The organism is Pseudomonas sp. LM13 (assembly GCF_041381355.1).
GTDB lineage: Bacteria > Pseudomonadota > Gammaproteobacteria > Pseudomonadales > Pseudomonadaceae > Stutzerimonas > Stutzerimonas frequens.
In genome coordinates, this window is the sequence record NZ_JACBXH010000006.1 from 16,468 (window position 1) to 42,619 (window position 26,152).

Sequence of the window (26,152 nt, forward strand, 5' to 3'; positions counted from 1 at the left end):
GTGCTCATCGCTTCCGACCAGTTCCGCATCGTTGTCGGCGTCGGCAAAAGCGGCATGTCCCTGGTTCGCCATCTGGCGCGCCGCGGGCTGCCGTTTGCCGTGGTCGATACCCGTGCGAATCCGCCGGAGCTGGCCTCGTTGCAGGCGGAGTACCCGGACGTGCAGGTGCGCTGCGGCGAGCTGGATGTGGACTTCCTCTGTACCGCCAGCGAGCTGCTGGTGAGCCCCGGCCTGCCGGTCAGCACTCCCGCGCTGCAGGCGGCGGCGGCCCGCGGGGTCAAGCTGTCTGGAGATATCGAGCTGTTCGCCCGTGAAGCCAAGGCACCGATCGTCGCAATCACCGGCTCCAATGCCAAGAGCACTGTAACCACGCTGGTCGGCGAGATGGCCGCTGCGGCCGGGCGCAAGGTAGCGGTTGGCGGCAACCTTGGCACGCCAGCGCTAGATCTGCTGGCCGACGATGTCGAGCTGTACGTACTGGAGTTGTCCAGCTTCCAGCTGGAGACCACCGAGCAGCTCAATGCCGAAGTGGCCACTTGTCTGAATATCAGCGAAGACCACATGGACCGTTACAGCGGGCTACCGGCTTATCACCAGGCCAAGCACCGCATCTTCCGTGGTGCACGCCAGGTGGTGGTCAATCGCGACGACCGCCTCAGCCGGCCGCTGGTGGGTGAGGATGTTCCGACCTGGACCTTCGGTCTCGGCAAGCCTGACTTCAAGGGCTTCGGGCTGTTCGAGGAGCGCGGCGAGAAGTACCTGGCGTTCCAGTTCGAAGCGCTGATGCCGGTTCGCGAGCTGAAGATCCGTGGCGCACACAACCAGTCGAATGCGCTGGCGGCTCTCGCTCTCGGGCATGCCGTAGGTCTGCCATTCGAGCCCATGCTCGAGACGCTGCGGCGTTTCGCCGGTTTGCCGCACCGTTGTCAATGGGTCGGCGAGCGTCAGGCCGTCAGCTATTACGATGATTCCAAAGCCACCAACGTGGGTGCGGCACTGGCTGCCATCGAAGGACTGGGCGCGGATATTGACGGCAAGCTGGTGCTGATCGCCGGCGGTGACGGCAAGGGCGCCGATTTCTCCGGGCTGCGTACCCCTGTCTCGCGTTATTGCCGCGCCGTGGTTCTGCTCGGTCGCGACGCATCGCGTCTGGCCGAGGCACTGGGCGATGCAGCACCTCTGGTGCATGTAGCCAGCCTGGAGGAGGCGGTGCAGCGCGCTGCCGAACATGCACAGGCGGGGGATGCTGTACTGCTTTCGCCTGCCTGCGCCAGCCTGGACATGTTCAAGAACTTCGAAGAGCGCGGTCGCCTGTTCGCCGCTGCGGTGGAGGCGCTCGACTGATGCTCGCCTTCCTGCGTCATGCACCTTCGCCTTTGTTCGGCCGCCGCGGCGTGGATCTGGATTTCCCTATGTTGGCTGGCTGCCTGGCGCTGCTGGGGCTTGGCCTGGTGATGATCACCTCGGCGTCGTCGGAGGTGGCCGCAGTCAACTCCGGCAACCCGCTGTACCACATGATCCGTCACCTGATCTATGTGCTGCTGGGCCTTGGCGCAGCGGTTGCCGTTCTGCTGGTGCCGTTGTCCGCCTGGCAGCGCCTTGACTGGATGCTGTTGCTGGCAGCGTTCGGGCTGCTGATTCTGGTGCTGCTGCCAGGCATCGGTCGCGAGGTGAATGGCTCGATGCGCTGGATTGGTTTCGGCGCGTTCAACGTGCAGCCTTCCGAACTGGCCAAGGTGTTCGTGGTTATCTATCTGGCCGGTTATCTGGTGCGCCGCCAGGAGGAAGTCCGCGAAAGCCTGTGGGGCTTCGCCAAGCCGTTCCTGGTGCTGCTGCCAATGGCGTTCCTGTTGCTGCTGGAGCCCGACTTCGGCGCGACAGTGGTGATGATGGGCGCTGCGGTGGCCATGCTGTTTCTCGGCGGGGTCGGCATGATCCGCTTCAGCCTGCTGGTGATCGCAGCGGTCGGGGCGGTGGTGGTGCTGGTGCAGACTCAGGAGTACCGCCTGCAGCGTCTGATCACCTTTACCGACCCTTGGGCGGATCAGTATGGCGCCGGCTATCAGCTGACCCAGGCGCTGATCGCCTTCGGACGTGGCGAATGGTTCGGCGTCGGTCTGGGCAACAGCGTGCAGAAGCAGTTCTACCTGCCCGAAGCGCACACCGACTTCGTGTTCTCGGTACTGGCCGAAGAGCTGGGCATGATCGGTGCGCTGGCGACCATCGCCCTGTTTGCCTTCGTCGGCGTGCGTGCCCTCTACATCGGCCTCTGGGCAGAGAAGGCCCGGCAGTTCTTCGCCGCCTATGTGGCTTGGGGCCTGGCGTTCCTCTGGCTGGGCCAGTTCCTGATCAACGTCGGGGTGAATGTCGGCCTGTTGCCGACCAAGGGCCTGACGCTGCCGTTCCTCAGCTATGGCGGCAGCTCGTTGGTGGTGACTTGCGCGAGCATGGCGCTGCTGCTGCGCATCGAGTGGGAAAGCCGCACCGTGCTGGGCAGCGAGGACACCGAGTTCGACGAGTCCGACTTCGCCGAGCCGCCGGCCAAGGAGGTCGCCCATGGCCGCTAACGTGCTGATCATGGCCGGCGGTACCGGTGGCCACGTGTTCCCGGCGCTGGCCTGCGCGCGTGAATTCCAGGCGCGTGGCTATGCCGTGCATTGGCTCGGAACGCCGCGTGGCATCGAGAATGAACTGGTCCCTGCCGCTGGGCTGCCGCTGCATCTGATTCAGGTCAGCGGATTGCGCGGCAAGGGCCTTGCGTCGTTGATCAAGGCGCCGCTGCAGCTGGTCCGCTCGCTGTTCCAGGCGCGCCGCATCATCCGTGAGCTGCGCCCGGTGTGTGTGCTGGGCCTGGGTGGCTACGTAACCGGTCCCGGCGGGCTGGCCGCCAAGCTGGCTGGCGTGCCGCTGGTGATCCACGAGCAGAACGCCGTCGCCGGTACGGCCAATCGTAGCCTCGTACCGCTTTCCAGCCGTGTCTGCGAGGCCTTCCCGGACACCTTCAAGGCCAGCGCCAAGCGCCGCACCACCGGCAATCCGGTGCGCGAGGAGCTGTTCCTGGAAACCCCGCGCGACAGCCTGGCTCAGCGCCGGCCGCGCCTGCTGGTGCTGGGCGGCAGCCTGGGTGCCGAGCCGCTGAACAAACTGTTGCCCGCCGCGCTGGCGCAGGTCTCCGTGGAACTGCGGCCGGAGGTGTTCCATCAGGCCGGCAAGCTGCACGCCGAAATCACCAAGCAGCGCTACGCCGAGGCGGGTGTCGAGGCCGAGGTTGCGCCCTTCATCAAGGACATGGCGCGGGCGTACGCCTGGGCCGATCTGGTGATCTGCCGCGCCGGTGCGCTCACCGTGTGCGAGCTGGCCGCCGCCGGGCTGCCGTCCTTCCTGGTGCCGCTGCCGCATGCGATCGACGACCACCAGACGCGCAATGCCGAATATCTGGCGAAGGAGGGCGCTGCCGTCCTTCTGCCACAAGCCAAGACTGATGCGGCCACGCTCGCCGCTCAGCTGACCGAGGTAATGATGCAGCCGGAAAAACTCAAGGCCATGGGGGCCACCGCGCGCCGTCTGGCCCGGCCCGACGCCACCCGCCGCGTGGTCGATATCTGTCTGGAGGTGGCCCATGGCTAAGTCTCCCGCCGCGGTGAAAGCCGAAGTTCGCCGTATGCGCCGTATCCGTCGCATCCACTTCGTCGGCATCGGCGGGGTCGGCATGTGCGGCATCGCCGAAGTGCTGCTCAACCTCGGCTACGAGGTGTCCGGCTCGGACCTCAAGGAATCGGCCAGTACTGAGCGCCTGCAGAGCTTCGGCGCACAGATATTCATCGGCCACCAGGCAGGCAATGTCGCCGGTGCCGATGTGCTGGTGGTGTCCAGTGCAATCAATTCGGCCAATCCGGAAGTGGCTCTGGCCCTGGAGCAACGCATCCCGGTCGTGCCGCGCGCCGAGATGCTCGCCGAGCTGATGCGCTATCGGCATGGCATCGCCGTCGCCGGTACCCATGGCAAGACCACCACCACCAGCTTGCTGGCTTCGGTGTTCGCAGCAGGCGGGCTCGATCCGACCTTCGTCATTGGCGGCCGCTTGACCGCGGCCGGCACCAACGCCCAGCTGGGCAGCAGCCGCTACCTGATCGCCGAAGCGGACGAAAGCGACGCCAGCTTCCTGCACCTGCAGCCGATGGTGGCGGTGGTAACCAACATCGACGCCGACCACATGAGCACCTATGGCGGCGACTTCGGCAAGCTGAAGAAGACCTTCGTGGAGTTCCTGCACAACCTGCCGTTCTACGGTTTGGCGGTGCTCTGCGTCGACGATCCGGTGGTGCGCGAGATCATCCCGCAGATCGGCCGTCCGATCACCACCTACGGCTTCGGCGAAGACGCCGACGTGCGTGCCATCAACGTTCGCCAGGAAGGCATGCGCACCTATTTCACCGTGCTGCGCGACGGCTGCGAGCCGCTCGACGTGTCGGTGCACATGCCCGGCAACCACAACGTGCTCAACGCCCTGGCCACCATTGCCATTGCCACAGACGAGGGCATCGACGACGAGGCCATCGTCCAGGGCCTGGCTGAGTTCGCTGGTGTCGGCCGTCGCTTCCAGGTTTATGGCGAGCTGCCGGTCGAGGGTGGCAGCGTGATGCTGGTGGACGACTATGGTCACCACCCGCGTGAGGTCGCCGCGGTGATCAAGGCGGTGCGTGGCGGCTGGCCGGAGCGGCGCCTGGTAATGGTGTATCAGCCGCATCGCTACAGCCGCACCCGCGACCTCTACGATGACTTCGTGCAGGTGCTCGGCGAATCCAATGTGCTGCTGCTGATGGAAGTCTACCCGGCCGGTGAAGAGCCCATCCCCGGCGCCGACAGCCGCCAGCTGTGCCACAGCATCCGCCAGCGTGGTCAGCTCGATCCGATCTACGTCGAGCGCGGCGTAGATCTGGCGCCGCTGGTCAAGCCGCTGCTGCGTGCCGGCGACATCCTGCTTTGCCAGGGCGCCGGCGATATCGGCGGGCTGGCTCCGCAACTTCTCAAGAGTCCCCTGTTCGGTGGCGAAGACGCCGCAAGGAAAAGCAAATGATGGCTTTGCAATCGACGCGCGACCCCAAGGAATTCGGCCGCGTCGCCGTGCTCTTCGGCGGCAAGAGCGCCGAGCGCGAGGTCTCCCTCAAGTCCGGCGCTGCTGTGCTCGAAGCCCTGCGGGCGGCGGGCGTGGATGCCTTCGGCATCGATGCTGGCGATGACCTGCTGCAGCGGCTGAGCAGTGAGCGGATCGACCGCGCGTTCATCGTCCTGCACGGCCGTGGCGGTGAGGATGGCAGCATGCAGGGCCTGCTGGAATGTGCCGGGATTCCGTACACCGGCAGCGGCATTCTCGCCTCGGCGCTGGCCATGGACAAATTGCGTACCAAGCAGGTCTGGCAAAGCCTCGGCCTGCCGACGCCGCAGCATGCGGTGCTGGCCAGCGAAGCCGATTGCCGGACTGCGGCCGAGACCCTGGGCTTTCCGCTGATCGTCAAGCCGGCCCATGAGGGGTCGAGCATCGGCATGGCCAAGGTTGGCGATGTCGCCGAGCTGGTCGCCGCCTGGCGCGCCGCGAGCACCTATGACGCGCAGGTGCTGGTCGAGCAGTGGATCCAGGGTCCCGAATTCACCGTGGCGGTGCTGCACGGTCAGGTGTTGCCACCGATTGGCCTGGGCACGCCTCACACGTTCTACGACTACGACGCCAAGTACCTGGCCTCCGATACCCAGTACCGGATCCCTTGCGGGCTGGACGCGGCCCGTGAAGAGGAGCTCAAGGTCCTCTCGGCGCGCGCCTGCGAGGCGGTGGGTATCCGCGGCTGGGCGCGGGTGGACGTGATGCAGGACGCCGAGGGCAATTTCTGGCTGCTGGAAGTGAATACCGTTCCGGGCATGACCGACCACAGCCTGGTGCCAATGGCGGCGCGTGCCGCCGGTCTGGATTTCCAGCAACTGGTGCTGAGCATTCTCGATGACAGCCTTGAGGCGGGGAACTAAGCCATGATCACCACGCTGCGCCATTCGCAACCCGCCAACGGACGTGCCTCGCGCAAGCCCGTGCAACGGGGTGCGAGTCGCCTGGTGACACCACAGCCGCTGTCGCAGCGCCTGCCCAGGCCCAGCCTTGCCGGGCTGAAGCGCTTCGCCTGGCCCGTGCTGCTGGTCGGTCTGGCGGTCGGCTTGTACGAGCTGGGCGAGCGCTTGCTGCCCTATGCCGATCGGCCAATCGCCAAGGTCAGCGTGCAGGGCGAGTTGGGCTACGTCAGCCGTGAGGCGGTCCAGCAGCGGATCGCACCTTTCGTCGAGCAGAGCTTCTTCAAGGTTGATCTGAACGGCATGCGTCACCAACTCGAACAGATGCCCTGGATCGCCCATGTCGAGGTTCGCCGTGTATGGCCGGATCAGGTGATGGTGCGTCTGGATGAGCAGTTGCCGATTGCCCGTTGGGGAGGCGAAGCATTGCTTAACAATAAAGGACAGGCTTTCTCGCCGGATGACCTGAGCCGATATGAACACTTGCCACATTTGTATGGTCCGAAGCGGGCCCAACAGCGGGTCATGCAGCAATACCAGATGCTCAGCCAGATGCTGCGCCCGCTGGGATTCTCCATTTCCCGTCTCGAGCTGCGTGAACGTGGAAGCTGGTTCCTGACCACCAACCAGGGCATCGAGTTGTTGCTAGGGCGGGACCAGGTTGTAGAAAAAATGCGTCGCTTCACTGCCATCTATCAAAAGGCGCTGGAGCAGGAAAGCGAGAAGATCGCACGGATCGATCTGCGCTATGCGAACGGCCTGGCCGTTGCCTGGCATGAGCCGATCCCGACCGCGACGGATGCGACCGTCGCTGCGAAGAATTGAGGAATGAAACACATGTCGAGCGTGCAAAGCGGCAAGATGATCGTCGGCCTGGACATCGGCACCTCCAAGGTGGTGGCGCTGGTGGGTGAGGTGACCGCCGATGGCGAATTGGAAATCGTGGGGATCGGTACCCATCCTTCGCGCGGTTTGAAGAAGGGCGTGGTGGTCAACATCGAATCCACCGTGCAGTCGATCCAGCGCGCCATCGAAGAAGCTCAGCTGATGGCCGGCTGCCGTATCCATTCGGCATTCGTCGGTCTGGCCGGCAACCATATCCGCAGCCTGAATTCCCACGGGATCGTGGCAATTCGCGACCGCGAAGTCAGCAGTGCCGATCTGGAGCGCGTGCTCGATGCGGCGCAAGCGGTGGCGATCCCCGCCGACCAGCGCGTGCTGCACACGCTGCCGCAGGACTACGTGATCGACAACCAGGAGGGAGTGCGCGAGCCGCTGGGCATGTCCGGTGTGCGCCTGGAAGCCAAGGTCCATGTGGTCACCTGCGCGGTGAACGCTGCGCAGAATGTCGAGAAGTGCGTACGCCGCTGTGGCCTGGAAGTGGACGACATCATCCTTGAGCAGCTGGCCTCGGCCCATGCCGTGCTGACCGATGACGAGAAGGAACTGGGCGTTTGCCTGGTCGATATTGGCGGGGGCACCACCGACATCTGCATCTTCACCGAGGGTGCGATTCGCCATACGGCCGTCATCCCGATCGCCGGCGACCAGGTCACCAACGACATCGCCATGGCGTTGCGTACGCCGACCCAGTATGCCGAGGAGATCAAGATTCGTTATGCTTGCGCGTTGGCCAAGCTGGCCGGTGCGGGTGAGACCATCAAGGTTCCCAGCGTCGGCGACCGCCCTCCGCGTGAACTTTCGCGGCAGGCCCTGGCAGAGGTGGTCGAGCCGCGTTACGACGAGCTCTTCACCCTGATCCAGGCCGAGCTGCGGCGTAGCGGATACGAGGATCTGGTCCCGGCCGGGATCGTTCTCACTGGCGGTACAGCGAAGATGGAAGGAGCCGTCGACCTGGCCGAGGAAATCTTTCACATGCCGGTGCGCCTGGGCGTGCCGCACAGCGTCAAGGGACTGACCGACGTAGTACGCAATCCAATTTATTCGACGGGCGTGGGCCTGCTGCTGTACGGACTGCACAAGCAGGCCGACGGCGTTCCCGTGCCTGGGCTCGGCAATTTCGCCGACGAATCAAAGGCGTCTGTTCTGGACCGGCTCAAGGGCTGGATCCAGGGCAATTTTTAAGCAGTGCGCTGTAAAACCAAAACTAGAAAGCTGGAAGGAGAGAGGGAAATGTTCGAACTCGTAGATCATACCCCGCAAAGTGCAGTCATCAAGGTCATCGGCGTTGGTGGTGGTGGCGGCAATGCCGTGAACCACATGGTTCGCAACAACGTCGAAGGCGTCGAATTCATCTGTGCCAACACCGATGCGCAGGCGCTGAAGAAAATCGAAGCGCGTACCGTGCTGCAGCTCGGCTCGGCCATCACCAAGGGCCTGGGCGCTGGCACCAACCCAGACATCGGCCGTCAGGCCGCGATGGAAGATCGTGAGCGCATCGCCGAAGTACTGGAAGGTGCGGACATGGTGTTCATCACCACCGGCATGGGTGGCGGTACCGGTACCGGTGCTGCGCCGATCATCGCCTCGGTCGCCAAGGAAATGGGCATCCTGACCGTCGCTGTGGTCACCCGTCCGTTCCCGTTCGAAGGCCGCCGTCGCATGCAGGTTGCCGACGAGGGCATCCGTGCGCTGTCCGAGTGCGTCGACTCGCTGATCACCATTCCCAACGAGAAGTTGCTGACCATCCTCGGCAAGGACGCGAGCCTGCTGGCTGCTTTCGCCAAGGCTGACGACGTGCTCACCGGCGCGGTACGTGGCATTTCCGACATCATGCAGCGTCCGGGCCTGATGAACGTCGACTTCGCCGACGTCAAGACCGTCATGGGCGAAATGGGCATGGCCATGATGGGCACCGGTTGCTCCACCGGCCCGAACCGCGCCCGCGAAGCGACCGAGGCGGCCATTCGCAACCCGCTGCTGGAAGACGTCAACCTGCAGGGCGCACGCGGCATTCTGGTCAATATCACCGCTGGTCTGGACCTGTCGCTCGGCGAATACGCCGCAGTGGGTGAGATCATCGAGGCCTTCGCTTCCGATGAAGCCACCGTCAAGGTTGGTGCCGTGATCGATCCGGACATGGCCGACGAGCTGCATGTCACCGTGGTCGCCACCGGCCTGGGTCCGCGCAACGAAAAGCCGGTGAAAGTTATCGACAACACCGTGCAGACCGTTGCCGCCTCGGCGCCGGCCCCGCGTCAGCAGGAGCAGGCGGCTGTGAACTACCGCGATCTGGAGCGCCCGACCGTCATGCGCAACCAGGCTCATGCGGCGGCCACCGCGGCCAAGCTGAACCCACAGGAGGATCTGGATTATCTGGATATTCCGGCGTTCCTGCGTCGTCAGGCCGATTGATTGAAGTTATCAGGAGTATTGTTGTGATTGGTGTTCAGCAAAGTTGGCATCTGCTATTATCGCCGCCAATTGTTGAAAACTATTCGCAACTAGTGCTACAGCGAAACAAAAGGCCATGATCAGACAACGCACCCTGAAGAACATCATTCGCGCCACCGGCGTCGGCTTGCATTCGGGAGAGAAGGTTTATCTCACCCTGAAACCGGCACCGGTGGACACCGGGATCGTGTTCTGTCGCACCGACCTCAACCCGCCTGTGGAGATTCCCGCGCGGGCCGAGAATGTTGGGGAAACCACCATGTCCACAACGCTGGTCAACGGTGACGTCAAGGTCGACACAGTGGAGCATCTGCTTTCGGCAATGGCCGGCCTGGGGATCGACAACGCCTACGTCGAACTCTCCGCGTCGGAAGTGCCGATCATGGACGGCAGCGCTGGGCCTTTCGTATTCCTGATTCAATCCGCCGGCCTGCAGGAGCAGGACGCCCACAAGAAGTTCATCCGCATCAAGCGTGAAGTGACGGTCGAGGAGGGCGACAAGCGCGCGACCTTCCTGCCTTTCGACGGCTTCAAGGTGAGCTTCGAGATCGATTTCGATCACCCGGTTTTCCAGGGTCGCACCCAGACCGCCAGTGTGGACTTCTCGAGCACTTCCTTCGTCAAGGAAGTCAGCCGCGCACGTACCTTCGGGTTCATGCGTGACATCGAGTTCCTCCGCTCGCACAACCTGGCTCTGGGCGGCAGCGTCGAGAACGCCATCGTGGTGGACGAAACCAGTGTGCTCAACGAAGACGGCCTGCGCTACGAGGACGAGTTCGTGAAGCACAAGATTCTCGATGCCATCGGTGATCTGTACTTGCTGGGCACCAGCCTGATCGGCGAATTCCGCGGCTATAAATCCGGTCACGCGTTGAATAACCGTTTGCTGCGCACCCTGATGGCACAGAAGGATGCGTGGGAACTGGTGACCTTCGATGACCCGCAGACCGCACCGATCTCCTACATGCGTCCGGTGGCAGCCGGCTAAGTTGTACCTCTCTTCCTAAATTCAAGGCCACCCTCGGGTGGCCTTTTTTTATTCTGTAACGCAGCTGGCATGCGAGCCGGCGGATCGCGGTTCAGTTCATGCCGTCCAGCAGGCCGGCCAAGTCGTCGGCATGCTCCTCTTCCTGCGCCAGGATGTCTTCGAAGATGCGCCGAGTGGTAGGGTCCTTGTCGCCGATGTACTGGACGATCTCGCGATAGCTGTCGATGGCAATGCGTTCGGCCACCAGGTTCTCGAAGACCATGTCGCGCAGGCCATTGCCCTCGGCGTACTGCGCATGGGCGCGTTCGGTGAGGCTGTCAGGATTGAAGTCGGGCTCGCCACCCAGCTGAACGATCCGCTCGGCCAGGCGATCGGCGTGCTCCTGCTCCTCATTGGCGTGCTCGAGGAACTCGGCGGCGGCGACGCTGGATTTCAGTCCGGTCGCCATGTAGTAGTGACGCTTGTAGCGCAGGTAACAGACCAGCTCGGTGGCCAGCGCCTCGTTCAGCAGGTTGATCACCACCTCGCGGTCGGCCGAATAGCTCTCGGTGACCGCGCCATTCTCGACGTGTTGACGGGCCCGTTCGCGCAGGCTCTGTTTGTCGCTCAGTTGTACGTAACTCATCGCCATCTCCTGGTCTATGTACCCTGTGCAGTGCTTCACGGTTCGCCAATTGAGATCGGGATGCTGGCGAAAAGTTTAGCCCGCCACCTGTTCCGGTGGCGGACGCTCCGGTTCGGACTGGCCAGGGCCGGGCTCGTCGATGGGCACCGGCTCGTCTGGGTCCTCGCGCTTGGGATTGCCCGGTGCCGGCACTGGAGGCTGTTGGCTGGTCTCGATTGAGATCATCAGCTTAGCGCCTTCAGCAACTCGTCCTTGCGCATCTTCGAGCGGCCACGAATGTCGCGCTCGCGAGCCTTTTCCATCAGCTGGTCGCGGGTCATGTCGGCAAGGCTGGTGCTGGACGAACCTGAGCCGCGTGCCGAGCCCTTGTTGGGCGATTTGCCCTTGCGCGCATCTGCGGCGCGATGGGCCGAATCCTTGCGGTCGGCGCGCTTGGCCGTTTCGCTCTTGCCCTTGCCGGAACCGCCCTTGCGTTCACCGCCACCGGACTGCTTGTTGACCGTGGCCCAGGCACGTGCTTCGGCCTCTTTCTCCGAGACGCCACGCTCCTCGTAGCTTTCCTCGATGTGCTCAGCCTTGCGCTGCTGCTTGTCGGTGTACTTGGATTTGTCTCCACGGGGCATGGTGAAACCTCCTCTGGCATCTACCACTGTGCTTGGACGTGAATGCGAGCCTCAGCGACGCAGGTTGCGCTGGTTTTCCTCGAGCTGCTTGCAGGTCAGGAAACCCTGGCCATCCACCCGGCCGGCACTGTCGAAACTGACGTAGTAGGGCTGCTGCTTGCCGTCCCGGTTGAGGATGTAGTCGTGACACAGGCCCGGTACCACGGTGCGTGCCGTAGCCCGGGACGGCTCACCGCCGATGCTGAGCACGCGCGCCTGCGTCATGCCGGTTTCCACGTCCCGTACCAGCGGCTCGTCGCGATAGGTGATTCGGTCGACGGGGTTCTGCACGTTGCCGGAGCAGCCGATCAACAGAGCCAGCGGAGCGATGAAGAAAAGGGTGCGCTTGAACATGTGAGAGCCTCAGGCCGGACGGTCATGCTTTTATGGCCATCGGGCGCCTCGCAAGGTTCAACGTGGCGACGCATCGGCGGCTCGGCGGTCGTCTGGAGTGACGCGCCAGATGACGTCACCCACGTCATCGGCAACCAGCAGCGCGCCGTGCCGGTCCACCGCGACGCCGACGGGCCGGCCCATGGCTTCGCCCGCGGCGTTGACGAAGCCGCTCAGCACGTCTTCTGCCTGCCCGGCCGGCTTGCCATCGCGAAAGGGAATGAACACCACCTTGTAGCCGCTACGGGGCCTGCGGTTCCATGAGCCGTGCTGTCCAACGAATGCGCCGTGCAGGTAGCGTGATGGCAGCAGCCTGCCCTCGTAGAAGGCGAGCCCGAGGGAGGCGGTATGCGCGCCGAGCGCGTAGTCCGGGACGATGGCGCGTTCGACCAGATCCGGTCGCTGCGGTTTGACCCGAACATCGACATGCTGGCCGAAGTAGCTGTAGGGCCAGCCATAGAAGCCGCCGTCCTGGACCGAGGTCATGTAGTCCGGAACCAGATCACTGCCGATCTCGTCACGCTCGTTGACGGTGATCCAGAGAGCGCCGGTTTCAGGGTGCCAGGCCAGGCCGTTGGGGTTGCGCAGGCCGGAGGCGAACATCCGCAGCGTGCCAGCCTGTGGGTCGACTTCCAGTATCGCGGCGCGGTTGACCTCGGCGGCCATGCCGTTCTCCGCCACATTGCTGTTGGAGCCGCTGGTGACGTACAGCCGCGAGCCGTCCCGGCTGGCGATGACGTTCTTGGTCCAGTGGTGGTTGATCGGCCCCGCCGGCAGGTCCACTACCTTGTGCGCGGGCGCAGTGATGCGGAGAGCACCGCGTTCGTAGGGGTAGCTCAGCAGCGCGTCGGTATTGGCCACATAGAAGCTGTCGCCGATCAGCGCCATGCCGAACGGCGAATTGAGGTTTTCAAGGAAGGTGCTGCGCACTTCCGGCACGCCGTCACCGTCGCTGTCTCGCAGCAGGGTAATGCGATTGGCGCTTGGTCCACCCGAGCCGGCGCGCGCCATGAGCTTCTTGGCGATCCAGCCGCGTAGGCCCTGGCTCTCCTGTTTCGGCGGCGCGTCGCTTTCGGCCACCAGCACATCCCCATTGGGAAGCACGTACAGCCAGCGTGGATGGTCCAGGTCCGTGGCGAATGCGTTGACGCGCAGACCGGGCGCGGCCTGCGGCTTGGCGCCGGATGGCCAGCCCTTGGCCGGGGCGATGTGAACCGTTGGCAGCAACGTCTTGTTCGGCTCGGGCAGAGCCGGTGTCGGGCCATAGCCGCTTTCCACCGGCAGCTTGGCGGTTTCGCTGCAGCCTCCAAGGAGGAGGGCGCTGAGAAGCAGCGTGACGATCCGTGTATGGAACAGCATTGAGTGATCCTCGGTTGAACGATGGCCGGTCAGGGCGCGCGATTGGCCTCGCGTCGCTTGCGTGCTGCGCGTCGGGCGGAGTGCCGTTCCAGGCGTGGCATCAGCACGAAAATCGCGAGCGCCAGCAGGGTGCTCAGCACCGCCGTGGCCTCGTGTCCCAGGCCGACGGCGACGCCGATCGCTGCAGTCAGCCAGATACCGGCAGCGGTAGTCAGCCCCTTCACATCCTCGGCCGAATTGCCCTTGAGGATGGTGCCTGCGCCGAGAAAACCAATGCCGGTGACAAGCCCCTGAATGACGCGGGAGATGTCTTCCGGCGACATGCCGACCTGAACTGGCACCAGCACGAACAGCGCGGCACCCAGGGCAACCAGCATGTGCGTACGCAAGCCGGCGGCCTTGCGCTTGAGTTCCCTTTCGTAGCCGAGCAGGCCCCCCAGCAAGGAGGCGATCAGCAGGCGGCTGCTGACCCGTGTCGCATCCCCCAGGTCGGTGATATCGGAAAACTCCGCGGTTACGGTACTGGAGACGATCGCCCACCATTCCATGTCCTTCTCCATGCCACGCTGGTCCTGATATGGAGTCGCGGCAGTGGCCGGGGGTTCGCTACTCGGTGACACGGAAGCGCAGCATGCCGATCATCTGGCCGGCTTCGGTGACGATGCGAACGCGCCAGCGGCCTGCGGGCTGCGCGGGAAAGTTGCGCTTGTGTGTCCATGCCCGATAGCCGGCCTCGCGGCCGCCGCTGATGTCCAGAGCGATCCGGTCAACGCGACGGCCGTTGTGCGTCCATTCGTGATAGATGCGCTCCTTCAGACCCCGTGGCGCGTTGATCGCGGTGTAAGCGTACAGGCCGTTGATGCTCAGTTCGGCGGTACTGACCTCTCGCAGGCCTTTGCCGGGCTTGCGCTGGCGATCATCGAGGCTCATGGTCACGGCGACATCGGTCAGCCAGAGCGTTGCCGGCGGGACCCAGGTGCGCCCCAGCCATCCGGCTGCGCCGACCGCTACCGCCAGCAGCAGGACGCCCGGCACGTTGCGCCAGCGCCAACGAGGAAAAAGCCCGCCGAGGCTGGGTAGCGCCAGGAGCACCGCCACCGCGAGCGCCAGTTGGTAGCTCTGCGGCGTCGACAGGTGGACGATGATCGGCGAGGCCGTGAGCAGCACCGCGAAGAGCGTCAGCGCATGGAAGCCGAGATACACCCAGCGCTTCGGGGCGAGCCATCGGTAATAAAGCGGATCGATCAGCGAGACCAGTGCCGCCGCCCCGAGCAGGCCGGTGAACAACGCCTGGCCGCTGTTCCAGGTGGTGGTGATGGCGAAGAACGGAATGATGAAGAACAGGCTCTCCTGGTGCACCATCTGCGTCGCATAGCGCAACAGAGGGCGCGGCACCTGCCAGCCGAACCAGCGCTGCAGGCTGCGGCGCAGACTGGACTCCAGCACCAGCCAGAGCCAGCTGATCAGCATGATGAACGCGATGACCTTGGCCAGCCCGGCATGCCGTTCGACCAGCACGAAACTGGCGACTCCGGAAATGAACCCGAACAGCGCGACGGTGCCTGGGTAGCGCCGGATCAGCCGGTTTGCCAGTTCGAACAGGTTTGACAGCAAGGGTCTGAGGCGCATGAGTGACTCGAGGATTCTAAAGCGACGTGCCTGCCTGAAGTATCAGGCATGTCGGGAGTGCTGCATACGCGCTACTGACTCGATACCCCTGGCCTCCACCAAGTGGTTCGGCCGGACAGCGCCGGCCGACCAGGGTGCACTCAGTGGGCGCTGTTGGGTGCCTGCTGTGCGGCCTCCGCCTTTTGTGGCATGGCTGAGGAATGGTGGCTGGTAATCAACCACTCGCCAGCCTCATCGACCCACTTGTAAGTAAAGGTATAGCGTGCCGGGACCGTGTTGCCGTCGCCCAGCCTGAAGCTGTATAGCCCTGTGTCCAGCGCAGTGTTGCAATCGATCATGATCATCCGCGAGACGATCTCGCCCTTGGGCTTCAATGCCAGGAAGTGTTCGAAGTAATCCCGTTTGGCTTCCGGCGTTTCCCGCGGCGTGTTGGATACCGTTGGCAGCAGCATCGAGTTCTGAGTGTAGTTTTCGACTACCCGCTGCGGATCGCCGGATTGCACATCTTCATTCCAGCGGTCGAACAGCGCGGCAACCTGCTTTTCGTCGGTGGCCTGGCAAGCCTGGTCATTCGCCAGGGCCGGGAATGCGGCAAGCGAGAGGAGTAGGGGGAATGCGTATTTCATGGCGTGACTCGTGGACGGTGGTCGAAACGCGGAATGAATCCGCTGTGATACGGCGCGGCGCGAGCGAAGCCGCGCACGGTTGTGACCGTCCGGTTCCCGAGTCATTCCCGCCAGTGGTCGCTCAGGCTTCGATGGCGGCCATGATCGCCTCGTGCACCGCGGTGTAGGAGCTGGCCTTGTCCGCTGGCAAACGAACTCGCGGCAGGCCGACGGTACTGCATAACCGCTCCCTGAATTCATCGTCGGTATCGTCCAGATCGACCGCGCAGACGGGCTGGAGTGTCTGGCTGTCGCACAGCAGGAAGTCGAAACGTGCTGCTGCGATGCGGTTGGTGGCCCGATACCAGTAAGCTCGCCGGGCTATGGCGGTCACCTCGACGACCTCCGCAACGCCGACCTTGGGCAGAATCAGGTACGTCTGGCCGACGGTGCGTTGCAGCATCTCGAGTAGTTCACGTTCTGCCGGTGAGAACACCGGGTCCTTCAGACGATAGGGATACTGCAGTGCCGGATGGTTGAGCTGGCGATTCTTGACGAAGAACACCAGCACGAAACAGAGGAACGCCACCAGCGTCAAGGCGAGCCAGCTCATAGGTGCCTCCAGCGAAGGTTGGATTTCTGATCGGCGCCGGCAAGCCGCGGCGCATGTCGTCCAGTTGAGTGCTGAGTATGGAATTGGTTCGTCTGGCTTATCCACGATAGCTGTGCGCGATGCTGTGGATAACCGCTGAGTTGTCTTCTGTAACGCCTGCCGGACAAGCGTTCGGGCGAACTGTTCAGGATTTGAGCAGTATTGGCTCAAGCGCTTGCGCGAGGGCTTTGAGGCTGCAGTGAGCTAGGACGATGGACGCTATCAGAGATTTATCCACGGCTATTGTGGATGCTCATGTGGATAACATGGGGGCGCTGCCCTGCAGGCCAGTGGTGCCCTGGCCTGCAGCGCGCTGGTTGGATTTTGATCAGCCGTACCCGCTCAGCGGGGAGCAGCCTTTGCCCAGCGACTGTGCGCTGGAGGCTGCCACGCCTCGAGCAGCTGGATGAGAGCCTGTGGATCGTCGCTGCGCTGCAGCATCTCGCGGTGTGGACTGCGGACGAAGCCCTCTTCCACCAAGTGATCGAGGAAGTGGCTTAGCTTGCTGTAGAAGTGATGTACGTCCAGCAGGCCAAGCGGCTTGGGATGGTAGCCAAGCTGGCCCCAGGTCCAGACCTCGAACAGTTCTTCCAGTGTTCCCAGCCCGCCGGGCAGGGCGATAAAGGCGTCCGCCAGTTCGGCCATGCGTGCCTTGCGCGCATGCATGCCGTCGACCACCTCCAATCGGGTTAGGCCAGTGTGGCCGACTTCGGCATCCTTCAGGCTCTGCGGAATGATGCCGATGACCTCGCCACCGGCCGCCATGGTGGCATCCGCGACCACCCCCATCAGGCCGACGGCACCGCCGCCGTAGACGAGGCGGATACCGTTGGCGGCCAGGGTGCGGCCGAGCTCTTGGGCGGCTTGTTCATAGACGGGATTGGTACCGCGGCTGGCACCGCAGAAAACACAGATGGAACGCAGGGACATCGGCTACTCCGCTGGTTGGGGCTGGCAGCGAAGGTTACGCCGCCATGCCCCGCGGGCCAAGGGAGACCGACGTCTTGGATTGAGCGCCAGAAAATGACACTTAGCGGTCGCTCAGCACCCTGCGGCAGCCGAAGCGTAATTGGCGAACAGACGCTCGAACAGGCTGTGGCTGAACATGGTGGGACTCCTCGCTTCGTTGATGGACTCATGCTATGACCCATGCGCCGGCGTTGCTCTTAGTTTTTGGCCATTACGACGATAGCGCCATGTCTATGCTGCTGTTTTCCCCGAATTGTGTGCGTGACTCTGTGGATAACCTTGGGAAGGCAGGCTGCAAGCGAAGCGCAGCAAGGCATGGGGCGGCTAGTACGTTTTTTGCCCAACCATGTGCTGTGCGACTGCAGGCCGCATTGCAGAAGGCTTGACGAGAGTTTTGTCAAAGTCGAGGGCCATGATATCCCGCGGTTGGATCGCCCCCGGTTATCCACGAAAGCTGTGGAAAACTCTGTGAGTTGTTTGGGTAAACAAAGCCGCAGGCGGCTAACGGCGTGGCCGAGACGATGCTGGGTGAAATCCGCTCAGGTCCATGACTGATCAGGACGGGTCATCCCCAGCCCTTATGCCGCGGCATTCATTTCTGGCGGATTGCTTGTGACGGCGCCAAGGCCTGTTGAACACTCCGGTCCTCGCATCTCATCCAACAAGAAACCGCTGAGGGAGTTCGCATATGACTGATGCCATCCGCTTCGAAGACAAGGTCGTGATCGTGACCGGGGCCGGCGGTGGGCTGGGGCGCGCCCATGCGCTGCTGTTCGCCCGCCATGGCGCCAGGGTCGTGGTCAACGACCTGGGCGGCAGTACCCAGGGCGAGGGCGCGAACAGTTCCGCGGCCGATCGGGTGGTCGAGGAGATTCGCCAGGCCGGTGGCCAGGCTGTCGCCAATCATGACTCGGTCACCGACGGCGATCGCATCGTTCAGCAGGCGCTGGACACCTACGGTCGTATCGACGTGGTGGTCAACAATGCGGGCATCCTGCGTGACAAGACCTTCCACAAGATGGATGACGCCGACTGGGATCTGGTCTATCGCGTGCACGTCGAGGGCTCCTACAAGGTGACCCGTGCCGCCTGGTCCCATATGCGTGAGCAGGGTTATGGCCGGGTGATCTTCACCGCCTCGACCTCCGGCATCTACGGCAACTTCGGTCAGTCCAACTACGGCATGGCCAAACTCGGCTTGTACGGCCTGACCCGGACCCTGGCGTTGGAAGGGCGCAAGAACAATGTGCTGGTCAATGCCATTGCGCCTACCGGTGGTACCCGGATGACCGAGGGGCTGATCCCGCCCCAGGTGTTCGAGCAGCTGAAGCCGGAGCTGGTCAGCCCGCTGGTCGTCTACCTGGGCAGCGAACAGTGTCAGGACACCGGCGGCCTGTTCGAAGTGGGCGGCGGCTGGATGGGCAAGGTACGTTGGGAGCGCAGCCTTGGTGTGGGCTTCGATCCGAAGGCCGGGTTCGATGCCGAGGATGTCGCGGCGCAATGGCAGCAGATCTGCAATTTCGAGAACGCGGCGCATCCGGCCGACAACATCGAAGCGCTGAAGGAGATGATGGCCAACCTGCAGAAGTATGCCGGCTGACCGTCCTCCGTATGAGCGTCCGCCGGGCTGCCGGCGGATCGTCAGGCCGGGGCCGCGTCTGGCTCCGGTCGCAACAGGCGCAGCGCTTTTTCCCGCGCCTGACTGAGATTGCGCACGTACAGCAGATGCCCCTGCAGGCGATGGATGCCGGCACGGCGCAGCTTCAGCCGGACCTGCGCACTGCTGCCGCTGAGGATGAGGGTGACGCCCAGCCTGCGGTAATCCACCAGCACGTTTTCCAATGCGGCCAACGCGGTCATGTCCAGCATCGGCACGGCGCTGATGTCGACGATCACCACCTTGACCTCGGGATTGAAGCGCCGCAGCGCGCCCAGCGCCTTTTCCGCAGCGCCAAAGAACAGCGGGCCGCGAATGGCATAGGTGGCGACATGTTCGGGCATGTCCTGAAGCACGCGACGCTGCTCGCGGGAGAGCGTGGTGGTGTCGGTCAGCTCGCTCATGCGCTTGATGAACAGCCCCGCCGCCAGCAGCAGGCCGACACCCACGGCCAGCACCATGTCGAACAGTACCGTGAGAATCAGGCAGGTCAGCAACACCAGCACGTCGCTGCGCGGCGCGATGCGCAGCACATGCATCACGTGCGGCGCCTCGCTCATGTTCCAGGCCACCATCACCAGCAGCGCTGCCAGTGCTGCCATCGGCAGGTAGCTGAACAGCGGCGCCAGCCAGAGGATTGCCACCAGTACCACGCCGGCGTGGATAATCGAGGCCAGCGGGGAAAACGCGCCGGCTCTGACATTGGTCGCGCTGCGGGCGATGGCTGCGGTCGCGGTGATGCCGCCGAACAGTGGCGCAACCAGATTGCCGAGGCCTTGACCGATCAGCTCGCCGTTGGGCTCGTGGTTGCTGCCGGTCATGCCGTCGGCCACTACGGCGCAGAGCAGCGATTCGATGGCGCCAAGCATGGCGATGGCGAAGGCCGGCGCCAGCAGTTCGCGGAACAGTTCGTAGCTCAGTTCCAGGGGCTGGCCGTCCGCTCCGGGCAGCAGCCAGGGCCAGGCGAAATCAGGCAGGAATGGCGGAATGCCGGGGTGAGTGACGCCGTCCAGGGTATAGCTGAACCGTTCGCCAAGGGTCGCCACTGACAATCCGGACGATTCCAGCAGCAAACCTGCCAGCGCGCCGACGGTCAGCGCTACCAGATGACCAGGCACCTTCGGCACCCAGCGCGGCCAGATGATCAACAGCGCCAGACAGATCGCCGCCACCAGCGCATCGCCCATATGTGCATCGGGCAGTGAGCGCAGCACCAGGCCGACCTGCTCGACGTAATGCTGCGGCTGCTCGGTGAGGGGCAGGCCGAACAGGTCCTTGATCTGCAAGGTAGCGATGACGATACCGATGCCCGCGGTAAAGCCGAGGGTAACGGGGTAGGGGATGAAGGCGATCAGGCGGCCGGCGCGCAGCAGGCCGAGGGTGATCAGGATCAGGCCGGCAAGCATGGTGCACAGCAGCAGCCCGCCAAGGCCGAACTGCTGGGTGATCGGCAACAGGATCACCACGAACGCCGCCGTCGGCCCTGAAACGTTGAAGCGCGAGCCCCCGGTCAGTGCGATCAGCGGAGCAGCCACCAGCACCGTGTACAGGCCGTGCTGGGGTGCCACGCCGACTGCGATCGCCAGCGCCATGGCCAGCGGGATGGCGATGATGCCGACGGTCAAGCCGGCACTGATGTCTCCGCGCAACGCGCGGGCTCCGTATCCCAGGCTCAGGGCCTGCCGCCATGCCGCAAACAGAGGGGGGAACTTCATGTGCGGAACGCTCCTTGTAGGCGAGGGCGCCATTATAGGCGCCAGATACCACTTGTTATTTGTGACGAACAATCGCTCGCGATGGTGGCCAGGCGATGTACGACCTTGGTCGCAAGCAGGTCTGGCGCGTTGAGTGAGCCGGCTGCGAGGAGTAAACTGCCGCCCCCGTGAGACCCCGTGGACCGGAGGCGGCATGCGTAAAGACAAGAAACAGGTGATTGGCGACGAGATCGCGGACGATTCGATCAAGCTGTTTCTTCAGCCTGAGCCGGCTGACGATACGCCCCCTTCGCTGCACAAGCTGATCAAGGCCTATCGTGGCCTGCGCATCGATGACTTCGAACGCTTCCTCGGCTTCTTCGTGGCTGCCGGCTATGACCTGGACGCCCGGGATGCCAAAGGGCAGAGCTTTATCGACCTGGTTGCCGACCAGCGTCAGGCCAGGCCCTATATCGAGCTGATCGAAGCCATGCGCGACTGAACCGCCGGTCGCTGTTTCGTATCGAACGCATCGGATCGCCTGTGCGCGCCATACGAGCGCGACGACGATCAGGCTCGGCAACAGATTCGCAATCGTTTTTTCTCGCCGCGTCCGCCGTTGAGCATTGGGTAAGGCCCGCTCCGGAGGGACGGCAGCGAGAGGAAGGAGGCCAAAAGCCGCCCTTCCGACAGCTGGCAGGCAGCCTGTGGCTGCCTGTTCTCGGGCACATGTTCCCGAGCAGCGGTCCAGGCACATGCTCCGTTCCTGACCGTCTGGCTGGTGGGTTTTACGGGGCCGCGTACTGCGGTCTCGACAGTTTAATGCTGTGATTCTGGAGAACGCGTTGATGACGCAACACGATAGCGAAGCAGTGGATATGGTGCTGGTGGGAGCCGGCATCATGAGCGCGACCCTGGCGGTACTGCTCAAGGAACTCGATCCCAATATCAAGCTGGAAATCGTCGAGCTGCAGGAGTCCGGAGCCATCGAAAGCTCCAACCCGTGGAACAACGCGGGTACCGGTCACGCCGGACTTTGCGAGCTGAACTACACCCCCGACAGCAAAGACGGCGCGATCGACATCAAGAAGGCCGTGCTGATCAACACGCAGTTCGAGGTCTCCAAGCAGTTCTGGGCCTACCTCGCCGACCGTGAAGGCTTCGGCTCCCCGCGTGATTTCATCAATGCCGTGCCGCACCTGAGCTTCGTGCGCGGCAGCAAGAACATCGACTATCTCAAGCGTCGCTTCGATGCGCTGAAGACCCATCACGCCTTCGCGGACATGGAGTACAGCGAGGATCGCGCGACTCTGGCCGAATGGATGCCGCTGATGATGCCGGGCCGCGATCCGAGCGAGCCGATCGCCGCAACACGCGCCATGAACGGCACCGACGTCAACTTCGGTGCGGTGACCAGCCAACTGCTTGGCTATCTGTCGCGCAGCGGTGGCGTCAAGGTGTCCTACAACCAGAAGGTCACTGGCCTCGATCGTACGGCCAGCGGCTGGAAGGTCGACATCAAGAACACCCGCACCGGCGACTCGCGCCAGGTGCAGGCCGGCTTCGTTTTCCTGGGTGCTGGCGGCGCTGCGCTGCCGCTGCTGCAGATGTCCGGTATCGAGGAAGGCAAGGGCTTCGGCGGCTTCCCGGTCAGCGGCCAGTGGCTGCGCTGCGACAACCAGGAAATCGTCAAGCAGCACCAGGCCAAGGTCTACAGCCTGGCCGCGGTCGGCGCGCCGCCGATGTCGGTGCCGCACCTCGATACCCGCGTCGTCGACGGCAAGAAGTCCCTGCTGTTCGGACCCTATGCCGGCTTTACCACCAAGTTCCTCAAGCGCGGTTCGTTCATGGACCTGCCGCTGTCGATTCGTCCGAGCAACATTGGCCCGATGATGGCCGTGGCGCGCGACAACATGGACCTGACCCGCTACCTGATAAAGGAAGTGATGCAGTCCATGGAGGATCGCCTGGAAACGCTGCGCGGCTTCTATCCCGAGGCCAAGGCCGAAGACTGGCGCCTGGAGATTGCCGGCCAGCGCGTGCAGATCATCAAGAAGGACCCGAAGAAGGGCGGCATTCTGCAGTTCGGCACCGAACTGGTCGCAGCGAAGGACGGCACCATCGCCGCGCTGCTCGGCGCATCGCCGGGTGCTTCGGTGACTGTGTCCATCATGCTCGATCTGCTCGAGCGCTGCTTCCCCGAGCAGTACCGCTCGCAGGCCTGGTCGAGCAAGCTGCAGGAAATGTTCCCGGCACGCGAAGCCACGCTGCAGAACGACGCGGCAGCCTATCGTGAGATCAGCCAGATGGCGGACAAGCGCCTCGGCCTGACCTACTGACCAGCTGCGCTGAAGCGAAAAAAGCCCCGTACCGAACGTACGGGGCTTTTTTGTGCCTCCGGGTTTACCTGCGCATCACGCCGCGCGCAGGCTCTCGGCGGGAAGCGGCTGGCCAATCCAGCTCAGGCGAGCTTCCTCGACCTCGACCCAGGCGACGCCCTCAGGCTTGCAGACGCTGCTGAGCAGCATGCGGCAGCGGCCATGTTCATCCAGCATGGCGAAATGGCGAGGCGGGCGGCGGCGCAACAGGGAAATGAGCTGGCGCATGATGGTCTGCACTCATGATGATTGGCATGTCGCCGTTATCGCAAAGCCGTGTGACAACAGCGTGAAAAGGAACGCGGCAGTGGCGCCGCCGGTCTGAATCGCATCACTGTCGGCGCGTCGTGCCGGTGGGTATACTGCGCCGCATTCATCGCCCCTAACCCTGGAGAAAACAGCATGCTGCAACGCCTGTTGTTCGGTCTTGTCACCGTTCTTGGAATGAGTCTGGTCGGTTGTGCCCACAGCCCGCAGCAGCTCGATCCCAACCCCAAACTCAACGGCACCATCAATCCCGTTGGCCAGGGGCAGCCCGTGGTCGTACGGGTGGTCGATGCGCGCCCATCGCCGACCCTCGGCACTCGTGGCGGCCTGTATCCGGAAACCAGCGCGGTGATCGTGCCGAGTGCCAAGGTCATCCCCAAGCTGCAGGCCCAGACCGAAGCCGCCGTGCGGCTGCTCGGTTTCACGCCATCGCCGAACGCCTATAACGCACCGCAGCTGACGCTGACCTTGGCCGAGCTTAAGTATCAGTCGCCGAAAGAGGGGCTGTACGTCACCGAGGCCAACATCGGCGCGACGCTGAAGGTCGAGGTGCAGAATGCCGGCAAGCGCTACAACGGCCGTTATGGGGCCTCGTTGAATCAGCGCTTCGGCATGGCGCCCAACGAGCAGACCAACACCAAGCTGGTCAGTGACGTCTTGAGCGACGCGCTGAGCCGGGTGTTCCGCGACGACAACATCGGTCGTCTGCTGGCTGAGTAAGCCTGCGCGCAATACCGCAAGCCTCTCCGAACCCCGCCGCGGCTGTCCGCGGCGGGGTTTTCTTTTGCATGGGTAATAACGACGACGCCCCGCACGAGGCGGGGCGTCAGTGGCGACCAGGCTGTATCAGCGTACGCCGGAGTTGCGCAGAGCGGCCGGAGTGTACTGGTTGGAGTTGGCCTTGTAGTTATAGGTGTAGGGGTTCTTCTCTTCGTTCTTCATGCCCATGACCAGATAGCGGCCCGAGATGAGATCGTAGAGGGTCTCCATGGAGTACAGCGGGACCTGTACGTTGTAGAAATGCAGGCTGTGCGCCTCGGCGACGCGCCAGAGCTGGTTGCGACCATCGTAGTGATCGACGACCGCGGCCTGCCAGGTGTCCTCGTCGATGAAGAAGTGGCGCTTGGCATAGATATGGCGCTCGCCCGCCTTGAGGGTCGCTTCCACTTCCCATACGCGGTGCAGCTCGTAGCGGGTCAGATCCTGGTTGATATGGCCGGCCTTGACGATGTCTTCGTACTTCAGCTCGGGCGAGTCCAGGCGATAGGAGTTATAGGGGATGTACAGCTCCTTCTTGCCGATCAGTTTCCAGTCGTAGCGGTCCGGCGCGCCGTTGAACATGTCCAGGTTGTCGGAAGTGCGCAGGCCGTCCGCAGCAGTGCCCGGGCCGTCATAGGCGACCTGCGGGGCGCGGCGCACACGGCGCTGGCCGGCATTGTAGATCCAGGCCATGCGCGGCTCCTTCACCTGGTCCAGGGTTTCGTGCACCAACAGCACGTTGCCGGCGAGGCGGGAGGGCTCGGTGACCTGCTGCTTGAAGTAGAACAGCACGTTGCCATGCTTCTCTGGGTTGTAGTCGGTGAGGGTATCGGTGTAGACCACCTCATCGACGAACTTGACCAGGCTGAAGCTGCCGTTGACCTGCGGCGTGGCTTGTGCCACGACCCGGCGCGCGGAGCCGCCGCGATAGCGGGTGATGTGGTTCCAGGCCACTTCCAGGCCGTCCTGGGGAATCGGGAAGGCAATCGCCTTGTCGAAGTTCTCCAGGCCGTTGCCGCCGCGGACCAGTTTGGTCTGCGTGGCGTTGCGAGCGGCGGCGTCATAGACGTGCTGCGGCATCGCGGCGCTGCGGCGGGTCTCATAGACCGGCAGACGGTAGCTGTTCGGGTAGCGCTTGAGCATCGCGATCTGCCCGGGCGTCAGGTTGTCCTTGTACTGCTCGTAGTTCTGCGCGGTGATGGTGAACTTCGGCTTGTCGCTGGCGTAGGGATCGCCGACGAAGCCATCGGGCGTGACCGGCGCGGCGTCCTGTGCCAGACCACCGGTCCAGGCCGGAATGGTGCCTGCCGCATTGCCGGCCTTCTCTGCGCCGACCGGGGTCAGCTCGTTGCCCAGGCGCGCCGCCTCGGACTCGGATACCGCAGCCATGGCGCTACTGGCCAGCAGCGAAAGGGTTAACGCTCCGGTTGTGAACATTGTTGTTTTCATTATTTCGTCCTGTTTTCTGAATACTGATTCCCCGTGGCGCAGCCAAAGCCGGCACCAAGTGATCGGCGTAGCGATGTGTGCCGGCAGCGACTCCGGGTGATGCCAATGGCTGTCGCCGTCCACCCCCGCACATGCTCTATTTCGCCGTTTCGAGGTATGCCGAGGGTGAAGGTGGGGCCGGTCATAAGTCAAGGCCGACCGGTGAACATGACGCCATAATCTGGAGTGATAATGCTTCGAAGATTAGCCATCCCGTCGGACTTATGTGGCGAAGCGGCTCGGCACAAGTACACTGGGCGGCTGCCTGGCATCGGCCAGAAGAAGTGCAACCCGAGGAATTCCAATGATGTTTTACGCGCAGTCCGAGCTGATACTGGCTCCGGCGTTGCTTCTCAATGCGCTAGCTCTGGTGTGCGCCCTTTGTGGCGGTTGGCTGCTGGTCGCGACCCAGTGGCGGATCGCGCGGGCCAGTTCTCGGGCGACTCAGGCCGCGGTCGGCTCCTCTACGCTGCCGGCCCGCGCGGCTTCGACCGCTCGGATCAATCAGGCCTTCTACCGCTTCGGTGCGGGCGCTCTGGCGCTCGCCCTCGGCCTCTCCATGGCCTCGCGGATGCTCTGAGCGTCGCGCTCAGAGCGGGCCTGCTGGCGATGCACGGCG

27 protein-coding genes are annotated in these 26,152 nt (G+C 63.6%); 14 read left to right on the forward strand and 13 right to left on the reverse strand.

Annotated elements, in window-relative coordinates:
• From murD to lpxC, 9 genes are all read left to right on the forward strand, one after another.
• Positions 1 to 1,344 (forward strand): UDP-N-acetylmuramoyl-L-alanine--D-glutamate ligase, encoded by a 1,344-nt coding sequence (murD, locus tag HZR81_RS06810; RefSeq protein WP_500127666.1) that lies wholly within the window; start codon positions 1 to 3, stop codon positions 1,342 to 1,344.
• Positions 1,344 to 2,567, forward strand: a complete 1,224-nt coding sequence (gene ftsW / locus HZR81_RS06815; RefSeq protein ID WP_063544509.1) for a putative lipid II flippase FtsW — start codon at positions 1,344 to 1,346, stop codon at positions 2,565 to 2,567. Before murD ends, ftsW begins: the two co-directional genes overlap by 1 nt.
• Positions 2,557 to 3,627: an undecaprenyldiphospho-muramoylpentapeptide beta-N-acetylglucosaminyltransferase gene (gene murG, locus HZR81_RS06820; RefSeq protein WP_152480915.1), complete on the forward strand. Its 1,071-nt coding sequence runs from the start codon at positions 2,557 to 2,559 to the stop codon at positions 3,625 to 3,627. Before ftsW ends, murG begins: the two co-directional genes overlap by 11 nt.
• Entirely contained in the window at positions 3,620 to 5,077 is a 1,458-nt protein-coding gene (murC, locus tag HZR81_RS06825; protein ID WP_253747555.1) for a UDP-N-acetylmuramate--L-alanine ligase, read from the forward strand. Before murG ends, murC begins: the two co-directional genes overlap by 8 nt.
• Complete coding sequence (locus HZR81_RS06830; RefSeq protein WP_125877271.1) at positions 5,074 to 6,018, forward strand: D-alanine--D-alanine ligase; 945 nt, start codon at positions 5,074 to 5,076, stop codon at positions 6,016 to 6,018. Before murC ends, HZR81_RS06830 begins: the two co-directional genes overlap by 4 nt.
• A 3-nt stretch (positions 6,019 to 6,021) precedes the next feature.
• A complete protein-coding gene (locus HZR81_RS06835; RefSeq protein WP_102840602.1) occupies positions 6,022 to 6,879 on the forward strand; it encodes a cell division protein FtsQ/DivIB in 858 nt (285 codons plus the stop codon).
• A gap of 12 nt (positions 6,880 to 6,891) precedes the next feature.
• On the forward strand, positions 6,892 to 8,139 hold the full coding sequence (gene ftsA / locus HZR81_RS06840) for a cell division protein FtsA (RefSeq protein ID WP_063544519.1): 1,248 nt from the start codon (positions 6,892 to 6,894) through the stop codon (positions 8,137 to 8,139).
• A gap of 48 nt (positions 8,140 to 8,187) precedes the next feature.
• A complete protein-coding gene (gene ftsZ, locus HZR81_RS06845) occupies positions 8,188 to 9,369 on the forward strand; it encodes a cell division protein FtsZ (protein WP_063544521.1) in 1,182 nt (393 codons plus the stop codon).
• Between the two features lie 115 nt (positions 9,370 to 9,484).
• Positions 9,485 to 10,396, forward strand: coding sequence for a UDP-3-O-acyl-N-acetylglucosamine deacetylase (gene lpxC / locus HZR81_RS06850; protein WP_125852637.1), 912 nt, complete (start codon positions 9,485 to 9,487; stop codon positions 10,394 to 10,396).
• Between the two features lie 91 nt (positions 10,397 to 10,487).
• Here lpxC and HZR81_RS06855 read toward each other — a convergent pair whose 3' ends face one another.
• The 10 genes from HZR81_RS06855 to HZR81_RS06900 form a co-directional block, all read right to left on the reverse strand.
• A complete protein-coding gene (locus tag HZR81_RS06855) occupies positions 10,488 to 11,021 on the reverse strand; it encodes a ferritin-like domain-containing protein (protein ID WP_011912275.1) in 534 nt (177 codons plus the stop codon).
• A 75-nt stretch (positions 11,022 to 11,096) separates the two neighbouring features.
• Positions 11,097 to 11,246: a hypothetical protein gene (locus tag HZR81_RS06860; protein WP_013981969.1), complete on the reverse strand. Its 150-nt coding sequence runs from the start codon at positions 11,244 to 11,246 to the stop codon at positions 11,097 to 11,099.
• Complete coding sequence (locus HZR81_RS06865) at positions 11,246 to 11,644, reverse strand: Rho termination factor N-terminal domain-containing protein (protein ID WP_013981970.1); 399 nt, start codon at positions 11,642 to 11,644, stop codon at positions 11,246 to 11,248. Before HZR81_RS06865 ends, HZR81_RS06860 begins: the two co-directional genes overlap by 1 nt.
• A gap of 51 nt (positions 11,645 to 11,695) precedes the next feature.
• On the reverse strand, positions 11,696 to 12,037 hold the full coding sequence (osmE, locus tag HZR81_RS06870) for an osmotically-inducible lipoprotein OsmE (RefSeq protein ID WP_014595977.1): 342 nt from the start codon (positions 12,035 to 12,037) through the stop codon (positions 11,696 to 11,698).
• 57 nt (positions 12,038 to 12,094) lie between these two features.
• Positions 12,095 to 13,435 carry a PQQ-dependent sugar dehydrogenase gene (locus HZR81_RS06875; protein ID WP_500127667.1) on the reverse strand — a complete coding sequence of 447 codons (1,341 nt, stop codon included), beginning with the start codon at positions 13,433 to 13,435 and terminating at the stop codon, positions 12,095 to 12,097.
• Positions 13,436 to 13,464: 29 nt separating this feature from the next.
• On the reverse strand, positions 13,465 to 13,983 hold the full coding sequence (locus tag HZR81_RS06880) for an MgtC/SapB family protein (protein WP_110779018.1): 519 nt from the start codon (positions 13,981 to 13,983) through the stop codon (positions 13,465 to 13,467).
• Between the two features lie 58 nt (positions 13,984 to 14,041).
• Positions 14,042 to 15,064, reverse strand: a complete 1,023-nt coding sequence (locus HZR81_RS06885) for a DUF5924 family protein (protein WP_500127668.1) — start codon at positions 15,062 to 15,064, stop codon at positions 14,042 to 14,044.
• A gap of 140 nt (positions 15,065 to 15,204) precedes the next feature.
• Entirely contained in the window at positions 15,205 to 15,690 is a 486-nt protein-coding gene (locus HZR81_RS06890; protein WP_500127669.1) for an SgcJ/EcaC family oxidoreductase, read from the reverse strand.
• A gap of 121 nt (positions 15,691 to 15,811) precedes the next feature.
• The gene (locus tag HZR81_RS06895) at positions 15,812 to 16,282 is read right to left on the reverse strand and encodes a DUF2726 domain-containing protein (RefSeq protein WP_267932294.1); all 471 of its coding nucleotides are present in this window, start codon (positions 16,280 to 16,282) and stop codon (positions 15,812 to 15,814) included.
• Between the two features lie 381 nt (positions 16,283 to 16,663).
• Positions 16,664 to 17,251 carry a cytokinin riboside 5'-monophosphate phosphoribohydrolase gene (locus tag HZR81_RS06900; RefSeq protein WP_102840610.1) on the reverse strand — a complete coding sequence of 196 codons (588 nt, stop codon included), beginning with the start codon at positions 17,249 to 17,251 and terminating at the stop codon, positions 16,664 to 16,666.
• Positions 17,252 to 17,978: 727 nt separating this feature from the next.
• Between HZR81_RS06900 and HZR81_RS06905 the strand changes: the two genes are divergently transcribed.
• Positions 17,979 to 18,890 carry an SDR family oxidoreductase gene (locus HZR81_RS06905; RefSeq protein WP_102840611.1) on the forward strand — a complete coding sequence of 304 codons (912 nt, stop codon included), beginning with the start codon at positions 17,979 to 17,981 and terminating at the stop codon, positions 18,888 to 18,890.
• Positions 18,891 to 18,931: 41 nt separating this feature from the next.
• On the opposite strand, the gene dauA is transcribed toward HZR81_RS06905, so the two are convergent.
• Positions 18,932 to 20,662: a C4-dicarboxylic acid transporter DauA gene (dauA, locus tag HZR81_RS06910; protein WP_152480922.1), complete on the reverse strand. Its 1,731-nt coding sequence runs from the start codon at positions 20,660 to 20,662 to the stop codon at positions 18,932 to 18,934.
• Between the two features lie 193 nt (positions 20,663 to 20,855).
• Between dauA and HZR81_RS06915 the strand changes: the two genes are divergently transcribed.
• A complete protein-coding gene (locus HZR81_RS06915; protein ID WP_044316277.1) occupies positions 20,856 to 21,143 on the forward strand; it encodes a PA4642 family protein in 288 nt (95 codons plus the stop codon).
• A gap of 331 nt (positions 21,144 to 21,474) precedes the next feature.
• Positions 21,475 to 22,980, forward strand: a complete 1,506-nt coding sequence (gene mqo, locus HZR81_RS06920; RefSeq protein ID WP_256076047.1) for a malate dehydrogenase (quinone) — start codon at positions 21,475 to 21,477, stop codon at positions 22,978 to 22,980.
• Between the two features lie 75 nt (positions 22,981 to 23,055).
• Here mqo and HZR81_RS06925 read toward each other — a convergent pair whose 3' ends face one another.
• A complete protein-coding gene (locus tag HZR81_RS06925) occupies positions 23,056 to 23,247 on the reverse strand; it encodes a hypothetical protein (protein WP_500127670.1) in 192 nt (63 codons plus the stop codon).
• A 174-nt stretch (positions 23,248 to 23,421) separates the two neighbouring features.
• On the opposite strand from HZR81_RS06925, the gene HZR81_RS06930 reads away from it, so the two are divergent.
• Positions 23,422 to 24,006: a YajG family lipoprotein gene (locus HZR81_RS06930; protein ID WP_125868300.1), complete on the forward strand. Its 585-nt coding sequence runs from the start codon at positions 23,422 to 23,424 to the stop codon at positions 24,004 to 24,006.
• Between the two features lie 126 nt (positions 24,007 to 24,132).
• On the opposite strand, the gene HZR81_RS06935 is transcribed toward HZR81_RS06930, so the two are convergent.
• Entirely contained in the window at positions 24,133 to 25,482 is a 1,350-nt protein-coding gene (locus HZR81_RS06935) for a DUF1329 domain-containing protein (protein WP_125868301.1), read from the reverse strand.
• A 355-nt stretch (positions 25,483 to 25,837) separates the two neighbouring features.
• On the opposite strand from HZR81_RS06935, the gene HZR81_RS06940 reads away from it, so the two are divergent.
• Complete coding sequence (locus HZR81_RS06940; RefSeq protein ID WP_102840615.1) at positions 25,838 to 26,113, forward strand: hypothetical protein; 276 nt, start codon at positions 25,838 to 25,840, stop codon at positions 26,111 to 26,113.
• The last annotated feature ends 39 nt before the right edge of the window (positions 26,114 to 26,152 follow it).

What these genes read in the sequence shown, in the direction of transcription:
- HZR81_RS06915 (WP_044316277.1), top strand. Translation starts at nt 20,856, where the DNA reads ATGCGTAAAGACAAGAAACAGGTGATTGGCGACGAGATCGCGGACGAT.
- HZR81_RS06940 (WP_102840615.1), top strand. Translation starts at nt 25,838, where the DNA reads ATGATGTTTTACGCGCAGTCCGAGCTGATACTGGCTCCGGCGTTGCTT.
- HZR81_RS06895 (WP_267932294.1), bottom strand. Translation starts at nt 16,282, where the DNA reads ATGAGCTGGCTCGCCTTGACGCTGGTGGCGTTCCTCTGTTTCGTGCTG.
- HZR81_RS06885 (WP_500127668.1), bottom strand. Translation starts at nt 15,064, where the DNA reads ATGCGCCTCAGACCCTTGCTGTCAAACCTGTTCGAACTGGCAAACCGG.
- HZR81_RS06890 (WP_500127669.1), bottom strand. Translation starts at nt 15,690, where the DNA reads ATGAAATACGCATTCCCCCTACTCCTCTCGCTTGCCGCATTCCCGGCC.
- HZR81_RS06900 (WP_102840610.1), bottom strand. Translation starts at nt 17,251, where the DNA reads ATGTCCCTGCGTTCCATCTGTGTTTTCTGCGGTGCCAGCCGCGGTACC.
- HZR81_RS06860 (WP_013981969.1), bottom strand. Translation starts at nt 11,246, where the DNA reads ATGATCTCAATCGAGACCAGCCAACAGCCTCCAGTGCCGGCACCGGGC.
- HZR81_RS06855 (WP_011912275.1), bottom strand. Translation starts at nt 11,021, where the DNA reads ATGAGTTACGTACAACTGAGCGACAAACAGAGCCTGCGCGAACGGGCC.
- HZR81_RS06830 (WP_125877271.1), top strand. Translation starts at nt 5,074, where the DNA reads ATGATGGCTTTGCAATCGACGCGCGACCCCAAGGAATTCGGCCGCGTC.
- murC (WP_253747555.1), top strand. Translation starts at nt 3,620, where the DNA reads ATGGCTAAGTCTCCCGCCGCGGTGAAAGCCGAAGTTCGCCGTATGCGC.
- HZR81_RS06865 (WP_013981970.1), bottom strand. Translation starts at nt 11,644, where the DNA reads ATGCCCCGTGGAGACAAATCCAAGTACACCGACAAGCAGCAGCGCAAG.
- osmE (WP_014595977.1), bottom strand. Translation starts at nt 12,037, where the DNA reads ATGTTCAAGCGCACCCTTTTCTTCATCGCTCCGCTGGCTCTGTTGATC.
- HZR81_RS06880 (WP_110779018.1), bottom strand. Translation starts at nt 13,983, where the DNA reads ATGGAATGGTGGGCGATCGTCTCCAGTACCGTAACCGCGGAGTTTTCC.
- HZR81_RS06935 (WP_125868301.1), bottom strand. Translation starts at nt 25,482, where the DNA reads ATGTTCACAACCGGAGCGTTAACCCTTTCGCTGCTGGCCAGTAGCGCC.
- HZR81_RS06875 (WP_500127667.1), bottom strand. Translation starts at nt 13,435, where the DNA reads ATGCTGTTCCATACACGGATCGTCACGCTGCTTCTCAGCGCCCTCCTC.
- ftsA (WP_063544519.1), top strand. Translation starts at nt 6,892, where the DNA reads ATGTCGAGCGTGCAAAGCGGCAAGATGATCGTCGGCCTGGACATCGGC.
- ftsW (WP_063544509.1), top strand. Translation starts at nt 1,344, where the DNA reads ATGCTCGCCTTCCTGCGTCATGCACCTTCGCCTTTGTTCGGCCGCCGC.
- HZR81_RS06905 (WP_102840611.1), top strand. Translation starts at nt 17,979, where the DNA reads ATGACTGATGCCATCCGCTTCGAAGACAAGGTCGTGATCGTGACCGGG.
- murG (WP_152480915.1), top strand. Translation starts at nt 2,557, where the DNA reads ATGGCCGCTAACGTGCTGATCATGGCCGGCGGTACCGGTGGCCACGTG.
- lpxC (WP_125852637.1), top strand. Translation starts at nt 9,485, where the DNA reads ATGATCAGACAACGCACCCTGAAGAACATCATTCGCGCCACCGGCGTC.
- HZR81_RS06835 (WP_102840602.1), top strand. Translation starts at nt 6,022, where the DNA reads ATGATCACCACGCTGCGCCATTCGCAACCCGCCAACGGACGTGCCTCG.
- HZR81_RS06930 (WP_125868300.1), top strand. Translation starts at nt 23,422, where the DNA reads ATGCTGCAACGCCTGTTGTTCGGTCTTGTCACCGTTCTTGGAATGAGT.
- dauA (WP_152480922.1), bottom strand. Translation starts at nt 20,662, where the DNA reads ATGAAGTTCCCCCCTCTGTTTGCGGCATGGCGGCAGGCCCTGAGCCTG.
- ftsZ (WP_063544521.1), top strand. Translation starts at nt 8,188, where the DNA reads ATGTTCGAACTCGTAGATCATACCCCGCAAAGTGCAGTCATCAAGGTC.
- HZR81_RS06925 (WP_500127670.1), bottom strand. Translation starts at nt 23,247, where the DNA reads ATGCGCCAGCTCATTTCCCTGTTGCGCCGCCGCCCGCCTCGCCATTTC.